At 67.0% G+C, this 12,434-nt stretch carries 11 protein-coding genes and 1 tRNA gene; 3 read left to right on the plus strand and 9 right to left on the minus strand.

The window, feature by feature from the left end:
- Window positions 1-327 (minus strand): S1 RNA-binding domain-containing protein (locus tag B4M62_RS13285; RefSeq protein WP_290713852.1); only part of this gene is annotated, 327 nt, incomplete at its 3' end.
- A gap of 403 nt (window positions 328-730) precedes the next feature.
- On the opposite strand from B4M62_RS13285, the gene B4M62_RS13295 reads away from it, so the two are divergent.
- Both B4M62_RS13295 and B4M62_RS13300 read left to right on the plus strand, forming a co-directional pair.
- A complete protein-coding gene (locus tag B4M62_RS13295) occupies window positions 731-1,267 on the plus strand; it encodes a 2'-5' RNA ligase family protein (RefSeq protein ID WP_290713854.1) in 537 nt (178 codons plus the stop codon).
- Between the two features lie 24 nt (window positions 1,268-1,291).
- The gene (locus B4M62_RS13300) at window positions 1,292-2,116 is read left to right on the plus strand and encodes a class I SAM-dependent methyltransferase (RefSeq protein ID WP_290713856.1); all 825 of its coding nucleotides are present in this window, start codon (window positions 1,292-1,294) and stop codon (window positions 2,114-2,116) included.
- A gap of 111 nt (window positions 2,117-2,227) precedes the next feature.
- On the opposite strand, the gene B4M62_RS13305 is transcribed toward B4M62_RS13300, so the two are convergent.
- The 8 genes from B4M62_RS13305 to B4M62_RS13340 all read right to left on the minus strand — a co-directional run bounded on the left by B4M62_RS13305 (window position 2,228) and on the right by B4M62_RS13340 (window position 12,271).
- Window positions 2,228-3,295, minus strand: coding sequence for an isocitrate/isopropylmalate dehydrogenase family protein (locus B4M62_RS13305; protein WP_290713858.1), 1,068 nt, complete (start codon window positions 3,293-3,295; stop codon window positions 2,228-2,230).
- Window positions 3,296-3,328: 33 nt separating this feature from the next.
- Window positions 3,329-4,882: an HNH endonuclease signature motif containing protein gene (locus B4M62_RS13310; protein WP_290713868.1), complete on the minus strand. Its 1,554-nt coding sequence runs from the start codon at window positions 4,880-4,882 to the stop codon at window positions 3,329-3,331.
- A 145-nt stretch (window positions 4,883-5,027) separates the two neighbouring features.
- Window positions 5,028-5,780, minus strand: coding sequence for an amino acid ABC transporter ATP-binding protein (locus B4M62_RS13315; RefSeq protein WP_290713871.1), 753 nt, complete (start codon window positions 5,778-5,780; stop codon window positions 5,028-5,030).
- A 5-nt stretch (window positions 5,781-5,785) separates the two neighbouring features.
- Entirely contained in the window at window positions 5,786-6,670 is an 885-nt protein-coding gene (locus B4M62_RS13320; protein ID WP_290713860.1) for an amino acid ABC transporter permease, read from the minus strand.
- Between the two features lie 5 nt (window positions 6,671-6,675).
- On the minus strand, window positions 6,676-7,563 hold the full coding sequence (locus tag B4M62_RS13325; protein ID WP_290713862.1) for an ABC transporter substrate-binding protein: 888 nt from the start codon (window positions 7,561-7,563) through the stop codon (window positions 6,676-6,678).
- A gap of 1 nt (window position 7,564) precedes the next feature.
- Complete coding sequence (gene polA / locus B4M62_RS13330) at window positions 7,565-10,336, minus strand: DNA polymerase I (RefSeq protein ID WP_414651846.1); 2,772 nt, start codon at window positions 10,334-10,336, stop codon at window positions 7,565-7,567.
- A 37-nt stretch (window positions 10,337-10,373) separates the two neighbouring features.
- Window positions 10,374-11,660, minus strand: coding sequence for a branched-chain amino acid ABC transporter substrate-binding protein (locus tag B4M62_RS13335; RefSeq protein WP_290713864.1), 1,287 nt, complete (start codon window positions 11,658-11,660; stop codon window positions 10,374-10,376).
- 14 nt (window positions 11,661-11,674) lie between these two features.
- A complete protein-coding gene (locus B4M62_RS13340) occupies window positions 11,675-12,271 on the minus strand; it encodes an ANTAR domain-containing response regulator (RefSeq protein ID WP_290713866.1) in 597 nt (198 codons plus the stop codon).
- Between the two features lie 88 nt (window positions 12,272-12,359).
- Here B4M62_RS13340 and B4M62_RS13345 point away from each other — a divergent pair.
- A tRNA-Leu gene (locus tag B4M62_RS13345) sits at window positions 12,360-12,433 on the plus strand.
- The last annotated feature ends 1 nt before the right edge of the window (window position 12,434 follow it).

A 12,434-nucleotide genomic window follows, 5' to 3' on the forward strand; every position in this document is an offset into this window, starting at 1 on the left:
GGCGCGCTTCTTGGACAGGATCAGGCGGCCTTCTTTGTCCTCCTTGGTGAGAACGAGGGCTTCGATCTCATCGCCGACGTTGACGACCTCGCTGGGGTCGACGTCGTGCTTGATGGAGAGCTCGCGAGACGGGATGACGCCTTCGGTCTTGTAGCCGATGTCGAGCAGGACCTCGTCCCGGTCGACCTTGACGATGCGACCTTCGACGATGTCGCCGTCATTGAAATCTTTGATCGTGGCGTCAATCGCCGCGAGGATGTCTTCCTCAGAGCCGATGTCGTTGATGGCGATCTGAGGGGCGGTCTGTGCGACCGTGCTGGTGGTCATGTAGTAGGAACTCCGAACGTGGACAGGGACGGTATGCCGCNNTTGTAGCCGATGTCGAGCAGGACCTCATCGCGGTCGACCTTGACGATCGTCCCCTCGACGATGTCGCCATCGTTGAAGTACTTGATGGTGGAATCGATGGCGGCGAGAAAGTCCTCAGCCGAGCCGATGTCGTTGACGGCTACTTGCGGCGAGGTAATAGTGGGGGACGACATGTGTTGGGTTGCTCCGGACAGGTATCTAGTGGGGACAGGATGTTGGTTGCGGTCATCCAGCAGGAAAATTGCTGGTCAACGATGTGAACACGGCGATTCGAACATACCCTGGTCACACGCCCCTCAAACACTACGCCACCCCCCTGTCCTGCACAAATGCGTCTCGGCGCGTCGAGCGGAGGAGCACTATGGTCCACTCACTTGAGCTGACCTTCGACGACGCTGCGGGCGCGGCCATCATCGCCGAGGTGAACCGCCTCGTCGCGGCGGGTCTGCGCAATCCGCATCGCCATCAGCGGCCGCACCTCACGCTGATCGCCGCCCGCTCGGTCGAACCGGCCGCCTTGAGCGCACTTGGTCCGGTTGCGCAACGACTGCCGATCACCATCCGGCTCGGCGCGCCGATTGTCTTGTCCCACGGCGCGGCCGGCGCCCACGGCGGCTACGTACTCGCCCGTTCGGTCATCCCCACCAGTGAACTGCTCAGCCTCCACGCCACCGTCGCGCGCCTGACCGCCGGTTTCGTCGACGGTGAATTCGGCCACTCCCGGCCCGGCGAGTGGACGCCGCACGTGACGCTGGCACGACGGCTCTCCGACGATCAGCTGGCACCGGCGTTGACACTGGTCTCCGACAACGAGGTCCGCCAGGTGGTCGCCGCGGGAATCCGGCGATGGGATGGCGAAGCCCGGACCGAGACCCTTCTTGCCGGGCGGGCGTGCTGACGACCCATGCCGGACAGTGAGATGGTGGATGAAGACGGGACCCACCCCCCGCGGGTCTTGGGGCCGGTCGACTCCGCCGCCAGCGACCGCGCGAACCGGCAGTGGTGGGATTCGGACGCCGACGCCTACCACGACGAGCACGGCGCCTACCTCGGGGTGGAGTCGACCGGCGGCGACTTCGTCTGGTGCCCGGAGAATCTGCGCGAAGCCGACATCGGCCTGCTCGGTGACATCGTCGGCAAGACGATCCTCGAGGTCGGCTGCGGCTCGGCCCCGTGCGCGCGGTGGCTCGCCGCCCACGGCGCCCACCCGGTTGGAATCGACTTGTCGCGCGGGATGCTCGCGCACGGGGTCGCCGCGATGGCCGGCGACGCGCAGCGGGTTCCGCTGGTGCAGGCAACGGCCGAGCGGCTGCCGTTTGCCGGCGCATCCTTCGACCTGGCCTGCTCGGCGTTCGGCGCGGTCCCCTTCGTCGCCGACTCCGCCGGTGTCATGGCCGAGGTTGCCCGCGTGCTGCGTCCGGGCGGGCGGTGGGTCTTCGCGGTGAACCACCCGATGCGCTGGATGTTCCCCGACGACCCCGGACCGGCCGGGCTGACCGTCACCATCCCCTACTTCAACCGCACCCCCTATGCGGAGCGCGACGAGTCCGGCGCGATCACCTACGTCGAGCATCACCGCACCATGGGCGACCGGATCCGCGAGATCCGCGCGGCCGGGCTGATCCTCGACGACGTCGTCGAACCCGAGTGGCCCGAAGACTTCGAGCAGGAGTGGGGCCAATGGTCACCCCTGCGCGGCGCCTACTTCCCCGGCACCGCGATCTTCTGCTGCCGCAAGCCCGCCTGAATCGCTCACCCCGTCTTCGCCGAGTGGGCACCAAAATTCGCCGAGTGGGCACCCTGGCGACGCCGAGTGGGCACCCTGTCTCCACTGAGTGGGCACCCTCGACAGAGGCTGCTATCTCGCGCCGATCCGGGTGCGAATCAGTCGCCCGAATTCGGCTGTTCCCGTCGAGCCACCCAGATCCGGCGTCATCTCGCCAGCATCCAGCGTCGCGGTCAGCGCGGCCCGTATCGTCGCCGCGAGGTCGCGCCCTCGATCATCGTCGAACTGCTGCGCCCACCAATCGAAAAGCATCGCTGTCGACTCGATCAGCGCTACCGGATTGGCGCAGTCGCGCCCCGCGATGTCAGGTGCGGCACCATGTGCCGCCTGGGCCATCGCTTTGCAGTCGGAGGTGTTGATCGATGCGGCCAGGCCCAGTGATCCGGCGAGCTCGGCGGCGAGGTCGGAAAGGATGTCGCCAAAGAGGTTTTCGGTGACGAGGACGTCGAAGTCACCGGCGCGCCGCACCAGCAGGGCCGCCATCGCATCGACATGCTCCTCGTCGACGGTGACGTCCGGGTAGTCGCCCGCGACGTCGTAACACGCCGCACGGAAGAGCCCGGTGGTCATGGTGAGCACGTTGGCCTTGTGGACGACGGTCACGTGCTTCTTGCGACGGCGAGCCTGCTCGAAGGCGACCCGCGCGATCCGCTCCGATGCCGCGCGGGTGATTACCCCGACGGCGAGCGCCACATCGGGCGTCGGCATGAACTCGCCGCTACCCACCGCCATGTTGCGATCGGCATACAGCCCCTCACTGTTCTCGCGGACGATGAGCAGGTCGATCGCTCCGCTCACCGACGGCACCCCCGGATAGACTCGCGCTGGCCGCAGGTTCGAGTAGAGGCCGTAGCGCTTGCGAATCACGGCACCGGGCGTCAGTTGCCCACGAAACTGGTCGGGATAGCCCGCAGAATCATGCGGCCCAAGGATCCAGCAGTCGAGGTCGTCGAGCGCGTCCAGGGTCGCCGGCGGTAGCGGATCGCCAAGGGTGTCGATGGCTGAGCGCCCCATGGCGAGCGGCACCCACTCGACGTCGAGGTCGGCGTGAGTCGCGGCCGCGGTGGCGATGTCGACGGCGACGGGGACGATCTCGGGCCCGATGCCATCGCCGTCGAGGACTCCGATCCGAAGTGGCATTCTCCGAGTATGCCGCGGTGGCCCACCGCCGCGCTACGCGGCAAGGAGCAGGCGCTCGAGTGCACGCTCGACCGGCGATGGCCGGGATTCGGGGACGCTGTTGAGGTCCCGCCTGATTCGGCGAAGGTCTGTGGGTTCGTCCGGGCTGGCTAACTGGCCGGGTGGGTCGGGGTCGCCGGGGTGGCGGTCCAGCAGTGTTCTTGGGTCATGGACGGGGTTGGTGCGGTACGGACCGGCACTGCCGGTCAGTCGCCAGCCGGTGCGCCCGGCATCGGGGCCGGTGGCAATGATGGCGGTTTCCCACTGACCGGGCTTGGAGCCGACGTTGCGGTTGTCGCGTCCGCACGCTGATCCCAGATCAGCCAGGTTCGTCTGGCCGCCGGCGGCGAAGTCTTGGACGGCGTGGTGAGCTTGCGTACGGCAGAACGGTTCGGTGCATCCGGGTCGGGTGCAGCCGAGGTCTTGGCCGAACATCGCCAGCCGTTGGGCCATGGTGGCCAAGCGCCGGCCGCGCGCGAAGTCGAGGACTTGACTGGTGGCGTGGCGAAACACCTCCAGCCAGGGCACCGTATCGGCGGCGAGTTCGATCAGCTCGGCGACCGGCACCATCGTGCCGGTCGAGGTAACCGCCACCCCGGCGCGACGGGCCAGGTCGTGCTCGTCGATGGTGATCACCAACTGCGCCGGAATCCGGTTCGGCCGCCCCAGGCCCTGATGGCCCAAAATCCAGTCGCACATCGCGTCGAGGGCATCGTGATTGCGTTGCGCCGCACTGCGCGTATCGCGCGTGATGGCTTCGGCCAATGCTTCGCGCTGCTCCTCGCCACCGGTATCGCCAGTGCGCTCGGGTGGGAAGGCGATCGGCTGCTCGTCGTCGGGATTGTTGACCCCCGGCGCTGCCCACGCGTTCCAAACGACTTCGATCTTGGCCCGTAGCGCCGGGGTCAACACGCCGGTCAACGTGGACAACAACCGGTTGTCCTGCCGCCCGATAGTGATCCCGCGCTGGCGGCGCCGATCAGTGTCATCAGACAACTCCCCATCCGGATCCAGATGCGCCAGCAGTCGTTGGCCGATCGGACGCAACTCGGCCGGCGCCATCTCGCGCGCTGCTTCGGTCAAAATCGCCACTGCTGTGTCCACATCCTCGACCGAAGCAGCCCGCGGCACTTTGGCCATGATCAGCTCCACCTCGTACACGTGATCAGCCGACACCACCCCCGACGCGACCGCCGCGGCCAATGGTTCGCGCTTGGGCGGCAGCTTCTGCCCGGTCATCGCCATGGCCGGGGTGATCGCCTCGGCCACCGCCAACCGCCGCTTGGCCTCGGCCGCCCCCAACCGCAATTCCTGGGCGTAGTACCGCTTGAGCGTCGTGTGCCCCGAGGCCCGGAATAACTCGCGATCCGACACTTCCATCAACACCGACGCACACACCCCGTCAGTCCGGCGCCGGGCGGTCTCGAGCACCTCCGCGATCTCCCCCACCTCGCCATCAGCGACCAGACCCAACGGGGCCTCAGCCAGCTTCACCGTCGCCGCGTCGATCAACCGCGCCAACTGCACTGGAGAATCCGGCAACCGCACAGTCGAATCCCGCAACCGCACAGGCGAATCGGTCAACGGACCCACCCCCTGTCAGCTGCGGAAACCAATCCGTAATAGAACGTATGTTCACGTTAACGCAGATACGTGATACACGCAACAGGAAGTGCTCCGACGACTCGCTACCTCACAATAGTTTCGCCAGGAAAACCTGGGTCCGCTCATGCTGCGGGTTGGCCAGCACCTCGCGCGGGTCGCCACTCTCGACGACGACGCCGGCGTCCATAAACACCAGCTGGTCGGCCACCTCGCGCGCGAAACCCATTTCGTGCGTCACGACCAGCATGGTCATTCCATCGTCGGCGAGGCGCCGCATGACGGCCAGCACATCGCCGACGAGTTCGGGGTCGAGCGCCGACGTCGGCTCATCGAAGAGCATCAGTTTGGGTTCCATGGCCAGTGCCCGGGCGATCGCCACCCGCTGTTGCTGGCCGCCGGACAACTGGGCCGGGTAGTGGTCGGCGCGGTCGGCCAATCCCACCTGGTCCAGCAGTTCGCGCGCCTGCTCGACCGCCGCCGCCTTCGGCTTGCCCGCCACCTGGACGGGAGCCTCGATGATGTTCTCCAGCGCGGTCCGATGCGGAAACAGGTTGAAGTGCTGAAAGACCATGCCGATATCGCGGCGCTGTCGCGCCGCCTGTTTCGGGCTCAACTCGTAGAGTCGGTCGCCGCCCTCCCGATAGCCCATCAACTCGCCGTCGACGTAGAGCCGCCCCGAGTTGATCCGTTCAAGATGGTTGACGCAACGCAGAAACGTCGACTTCCCCGAACCGGATGGGCCGATCAGGCAGGCGACCTGGCCGCGCGCAACCTCCAACGACACCCCGTTCAGCACCTGCAGGGCGCCGAACGACTTGCCGACCGATTGGGCCGACACCATTGCGCTCATCGCATCCCCCCGGCCCGGCCCACGCCCTTGCTGTAATGCTTCTCCACATAGTGCTGGCCGATCATGAGGACACTGGTCACCGCGAGGTACCAGGTGGAGGCGACGAGGAGCAGCGGAATCGGCTGGAAGTTAACGCCGGAGATGTCCCTGGTCCGACCGTAGAGTTCGAGGCTGAACGGCACCGCCGCCACCAGGCTCGTCGTCTTGAGCATGCTGATCAGCTCGTTGCCGGTCGGCGGGATGATCACCCGCATCGCTTGCGGCAATACGGTGCGGCGCATCGTCTGCGCCCACGACATTCCCAACGCCGTGGAGGCCTCGGTCTGGCCGTGGCCCACCGACGAGATCCCGGCTCGAACAATCTCGGCCATATACGCCGCCTCGTTGAGCCCAAGTCCGATAACAGCGAAGAAGAAGGCGGCGTTGAGTGCCTGGATATTGATGTGGGCGAACTGCGTCACAAACGGAACGCCGATATCGATCTGCTTGTAGATCGAGCCGAACAATCCCCAGAACACGAGCTGCACATACACCGGTGTGCCACGGAAGATCCAGATGTAGACCCATGCGCAATAGCGGAGCACCGGATTGTTCGTCAGTCGCATCACCGCCAGCGTCACCCCGAGGACGACCGCGATCAGCATGGCCAGCACCGTCAGCGCCAAGGTGTACCCGACGCCCGTTAGCACACGGGTGTCGAACAGATATGACGCATAGGTGCGCCAGCGATACGCCGGGTTGGTAGCGGCGCCGTAGACGAACAACCCGACCAGGGCCACCACGACGACCGCGGCCGCCCACTGGCCCGGATGCCGCAGCGGCACCGCCTCGATCGGCGCCGCAGTGTCCCGGGCACCGACGGATTCGACGGGATGCGCCACGCAGTCTACTCCTTTGCGCCATTGATGACCGACGTCCGGATCATGCCAGCCCCGACCCCCCAATGGTGGGCGATTGTGCCGTAGTAGCCGTGGTCGATCAGGTACTGGACCGCCGCCTGGACGGCTGGGGCCAGGTTGGACTGGCCGGCGACGGGTATGCCGTAGGGCGCGGCGTCGTAGACCGGACCCACCGCCTCCAATTGGCCGTCGGTCTTCTTGATCGCGTAGGCGGTGACCGGGGAATCGGCGGAGATCGCGTCGACTTGACCGAGGAGAAGCGCGTTGACGGTGGCGTCCTGGTTCTCGAATTTCACCATCCGGATCGGCTCCTTCCCCAACTTCTCGCATGCGGCCGACTTCGCCGGAATCTCCTGCGTCTCTTGCACAGTCGTCGATTTGACGCCGACGCGCTTGCCACACGCGGACTCGGGGGTGATGGTGCTTCCGGTGCGGCGGGCCCACTGGATCCCGGCGGAGAAGTAGGTGATGAAGTCGACCTGCTTTTCCCGTTCGAGGGTGTCGGTGAACGCGGAGATGCCCATGTGGAAGGTGCCCGCCTGAATGGCGGGAATGATTTTGGCGAACTCGGATTCGACGACCCTCAGCTGCAGGCCGAACACCTGACTGATCGCCCGCACCAAGTCGATGTCGAAACCGATGATCGCACCGTCCCGGTTCTTGAACTCATTGGGCTGATACGGCGGATTGGTACCGACGATGAGGACCCCGCCGTCGCGTATCGCGGCCGGCACCAGTGCGGCGATGGGTGGCTGCTCGGTGACGCCGACGCTGATTGGTTTGGTGTCCAGCGCCGACTCGTCGTTCGTGCAGGCCGCCATCGCCAAGACGGCCACTAGCACTGCCAACGCTCCCGTCCAGCGCCGTGCGGTCATGTCAGTGCGCCGCGTCGTCCCAGGACCGGCCGATGCCGACGGAGACATCGAGCGGGACAGACAGACTGATCGCAGTGCCCATCTCGGCCCGGACCAGCGCCTCCACCTGTTCACGCTCACCGCGAGCCACCTCCAGCACCAATTCGTCGTGGACCTGCAGCAGCATCCGGGAGCGTAACTGTTCGTCGGCGAGGCGGCGGTGCACATTGATCATCGCGACCTTGATGATGTCGGCGGCGCTGCCCTGGATGGGCGCGTTGAGCGCCATCCGCTCCGCGGCCTGACGGCGCTGCCAGTTGTCGCTGTTGAGGTCGGGAAGGTAGCGCCGACGACCGTAGACGGTGGCGGTGTACTCGTTGCGGCGCGCCACGTCAACCACGTTGTGCAGGTAGTCGCGCACCCCGCCGAAACGCGCGAAGTAGGCCTCCATCTGGTCCTTGGCCTCGTCGCGCCCGATACCGAGCTGCGCCGCCAAACCGAATGCCGAAAGTCCGTAAGCGAGGCCGTAAGACATCGCCTTGACCCGATGGCGCATTTCTGCGGTCACCCCGTCGATCGGGACGCCGAACGCACGCGACCCGACGAAGTTGTGCAGGTCTTCGCCGGTGTTGAACGCCTCGATCAGGCCTGCGTCCTCGGACAGGTGCGCCATGATCCGCATTTCGATCTGGCTGTAGTCCGCCGTCATCAGGCACTCGAAGTCGGCCTCGGTACCTGCGGCGCGAGAACTGGGCTCGCCCCCGCCGGTCACGATGAAGCCACCGCGGATCTGCCGGCCGGCCGGGGTCCGCACCGGGATGTTCTGCAGATTCGGTTCGGTCGAGCTGAGGCGCCCGGTGGCCGCGATGGTCTGATTGAACGTGGTGTGGATCCGATCATCGGGCGCCACCGCTTTCAGTAGGCCCTCGACGGTGATCTTGAGCCGCGTCGCGTCGCGGTGCTCGAGCAGATGCTCGAGGAACGGATGGCCGGTCTTCGCGTACAGCCCCTGGAGTGCGTCGGCGTCGGTGGTGTATCCGGTCTTGGTCTTCTTCGTCTTCGGCATGTCGAGTTTATCGAAGAGGATCGTCTGCAGTTGCTTGGGCGAACCGAGGTTCACCTGTTCGCCGATCACGTCGTAGGCGGCCTCCGCCGCAGCACGCACCCGGTCGGCGAACTCCGCTTCCAGGGTGCGCAGGTGGTCGGTGTCCACCGCAATGCCGGTTGCCTCGAGGTCGGCGAGGACGAACAGCAGCGGCAGTTCGACGTCGGCGAGGAGATCGCGGGCGTGTAACCGGTCGAGTTCCTCGTCGAAGGCGATCGCGAGTTCGGCGACCGCGCGCGCCGCGAGCATCAGTTCGTCGGCGCGCTTGGCATCGCCGCCCTCGCCGTCGAGGAGCGAGAGTTGGCCGTCGTCGGCGCCGGCCGCGTCGACGCGCAGCTCGCGCCGCAGGTAGCGCACGACGAGGTCGTCGAGGTTGAAGCTGCGCTGTCCGGGTCGCGCCAGGTAGGCGGCCAGCGACGTGTCGCTGCTGACGCCGGCGAGCTTCCAGCCGCGCCCGCGCAGCGCGTGGAACGCCCACTTGGCCTCGTGTAGGGCCTTGTCGGCCGCCGGGTCGGCAAACCACTCGCCGAGGGCTTGCTCATCATCGGGGGTCATCGTCGTCGGATCGAGGTAGGCGCTCACCTCGTCGGCCGCGGCGATGGCAACGGCCTCGACGTCGGAGTCGACGACGCGCGCCGGCCCGGTGACCATGACGCCGCTGCGTCCGGTCCGCGCATGAGCGTCGAGCCAGGCCCGGACGGCGCCGGGGGCGAGCACCTCGCCGTCGAGGTCGAACCCGGATTCGGCTTCCGGCTCGGGCGAGGACAGGGTGGAGAAAAGGCGGTCGCGCAGCACCCGGAATTCGAGGTCGTCGAACAGTTTGTGAATCTGTTCGCGGTCCCAGCCGGCCAGCGCGAGGTCGTCGGGTCCGGATGGCAGGTCGACGTCGCGGACCAGCTCGGTCAGTTCCCGGTTGGTGAGCACCGACGACAGGTTGGCACGCAACGAGTCGCCGACCTTGCCGCGCACGTCCTCGACATGGTCGACGAGCCCGGCGAGTGAGCCGTATTCGCGGATCCACTTGGCCGCGGTCTTCTCCCCCACCCCCGGGATGCCCGGCAGATTGTCCGACGGGTCGCCGCGCAGGGCGGCGTAGTCGGGGTATTGCCGCGGCGTCAGCCCATACTTGCCCTCCACCTCCTCGGGGGTGAATCGCGTCAGTTCGGAGACACCCCGTTTGGGGTAGAGCACTGTGGTCTCAGGGTCGACGAGTTGCAGGGCGTCGCGATCGCCGGTGACGATCAGAACCCGATAGTCCCGCTCGCGGGCCTGGGTGGCGAGGGTGGCGATCACGTCGTCGGCCTCGAAGCCCGCGACGGCGAACACCGGGATTCCCATTGCGGCGAGCACTTCCTTGGTGAGGTCCACCTGACCGCGGAACTCGTCGGGCGACTTGTCACGCTGCGCCTTGTACTCGGGGAACCGCTCGGAGCGGAACGTCTGGCGCGACACGTCGAAAGCGGCGGCGATATGCGTCGGTTGTTCGTCGCGCAGCAGGTTGATCAGCATCGACGTGAAGCCGTAGACGGCGTTGGTCGTCTGCCCGCCGGCGGTCTTGAAGTTTTCCGCGGGTAACGCGAAGAAGGCCCGATAGGCCAGCGAATGCCCGTCGAGCAGCATCAGCAGCGGGCGCCCGTCGCCCGTCGGGTCGGCGGCGGCCTTCGATGCTGACTTCTGCGCTGGACTCACACCGACGAAGTCTAGTGGTCGGCCCCGACACCGACCGCTACGCCGGCCCCACCCGCGACAGCCACACCGTGTTGCCGATCAGATCTCCCGTCGGCGCCCACTGATAGTGACGTGAAAGCCCATCGCCGGAGTAGTCCGCGACGTAGGCCCGTAAGTGGGGCCGGGTCTGCTTTCCGGCCGCAATCCCCCTGATGATGACCGTCGCCAGATCGTAGGCCTCCAGCGAGTACCGGGCCGGCGGCCCGCCGAACCGGGTGGCGTAGGCCGCGGAGAAGGCGTCGGGGGCGGGACTGCATGAGCAGGACAGCAGTGCGCCGTCGGCGCCCGCACCGGCGAAGGCAAGGAAGTCGGGGTTGTTCGCCTCGTCGCCCGCAGCGAACACCACCGTCGGTGCGGCCTGGCGCAGGGCGGCGGCGAATGCGCCGCCATCGCGTGCGGATCCGGCGAAATACACGCCGTCCGCCGCCGCCTTCACGACCGCGTCCACGGCGGGCCCGTAGGCGTGACTGCCGCGCTGGATGCCGGTCGAACAGGCTTGGACGGCGGCACCGCCAAGGCCTTGGGTGACTGCCCGGGCCAGGCCGGCGCCCCCGTCGGTGTTATCGGCGATGACGCAAACCTTCTTGCGGCCACCGGCGCCGACCAGGTAGCGGGCAATGGCCGCACCCTGTACATCGTCGTTGTTGACGCCGCGGAAGAACGTCTTCCACCCCTTGTCGGTGAGGGTCGGTGCCGTGGCCGACGGGCTCAGATTCACCAATCCGGCCGCATGGAAGGTCGGGCCGGCGGCGAGCGCATCTGAGGAGGTGAGCGGCCCGATGACGGCGACAACGTCGGGGCGGGCCGCTAGACGCCTGGCCTCCTCGGCGGCGACGACGCCGTTGCCCTTGGTATCGGTCCGGCGCACGACGAGTTGGCAACGCGGATTCGCCGCGTTGTGCTGGTCGACGGCCAGTTGTGCACCGTTGGCGATGGCGGTGCCGTCAATCCCGTCACGGGTGGAAAGGTCGCCGACCACCGCCACGGTCAGGCGAGGACAGGCGGCCTTACCGTCGCCCGCCGGGTTGGCGGGGCTTGCCGGGGCCGGCGGGTCGAAGCGCTGGCCGGCCAGGGTCAGCTGTCCGACCGTCGTGATCGCCAGGCCGGTTTCGCCGGGCGGCACGGAGGTCGGCACCGCGGGGGCCGCTGGATTGCCGGACGCGCCCGCTGCTCGGGAAGCAGCCGACGGCACCGCCGGGCCGTGCGAGGACGCGCATCCGCTGATGCCGAGCGCCACGGCGACAACGACTGTCGCGACGGCCAGTCCGCCCTGTCGGGTCTTCATCGCCCACCCCCGGTTCAGGACTCGACGTTCTCGATGACCACCTCGGCCACCTGCTTCATCGTCGTACGACGATCCATCGCCGCACGCTGGATCCACGCGAACGCCTCCGGTTCAGTCATCGCGTGCTGACTCATGAGCAGCCCCTTCGCCCGGTCGACGAGCTTGCGCGTGGCCAGCGTCTCCTGCACCGACTCCACCTCGGCCTCCAGGGCGGCCAGTTCGCGGTAGCGGCTGACGGCCACCTCGATCGCCGGCGCCAGATCGGCCTTGGAAAAGGGCTTGACCAGGTAGGCCATCGCACCGGCATCGCGCGCCTTCTCGATGAAGTCGCGCTGGCTGAACGCGGTAAGCATCACCACGGGGGCCAGGCGCTTCTGGGCGATCTCGGTGGCCGCGTCGATCCCGTCGCGCACCGGCATCTTGATGTCCATGATCACCAGGTCGGGTTTCAGGCTTTCGGTGAGGTCGACGGCGATCTGCCCATTGGGGGCCTCGCCGACGACGTCGTAGCCCTCCTCCCGCAACATCTCCACCAGATCCATCCGGATCAGCGAGTCGTCCTCGGCAACCAAGACCCGACTGGGCGGTTGGGCATCGGCAGCCACAGGCATCCTCTCCCTTAGCGGAAATGTCAGAACTATGACACTACCGGGCGCAGTTGGCGTCGCCGGTGAGCCATCTACTAAACTCGGCAATCGCGCCCTCGTAGCCCAATTGGCAGAGGCAACGGATTCAAAACCCGTCCAGTGTGAGTTCGAGTCTCACCGAGGGCAC

It is taken from the genome of Gordonia sp. UBA5067, assembly GCF_002414845.1.
GTDB classification, from domain to species: Bacteria; Actinomycetota; Actinomycetes; order Mycobacteriales; family Mycobacteriaceae; genus Gordonia; species Gordonia defluvii.

Bases quoted from the DNA above. Each gene is read 5' to 3' on its own strand.
- B4M62_RS13295 (WP_290713854.1), top strand. From the start codon at position 731: ATGGTCCACTCACTTGAGCTGACCTTCGACGACGCTGCGGGCGCGGCC.
- B4M62_RS13315 (WP_290713871.1), bottom strand. From the start codon at position 5,780: ATGGTGTCGGCCCAATCGGTCGGCAAGTCGTTCGGCGCCCTGCAGGTG.
- B4M62_RS13335 (WP_290713864.1), bottom strand. From the start codon at position 11,660: ATGAAGACCCGACAGGGCGGACTGGCCGTCGCGACAGTCGTTGTCGCC.
- B4M62_RS13325 (WP_290713862.1), bottom strand. From the start codon at position 7,563: ATGACCGCACGGCGCTGGACGGGAGCGTTGGCAGTGCTAGTGGCCGTC.
- B4M62_RS13340 (WP_290713866.1), bottom strand. From the start codon at position 12,271: ATGCCTGTGGCTGCCGATGCCCAACCGCCCAGTCGGGTCTTGGTTGCC.
- B4M62_RS13305 (WP_290713858.1), bottom strand. From the start codon at position 3,295: ATGCCACTTCGGATCGGAGTCCTCGACGGCGATGGCATCGGGCCCGAG.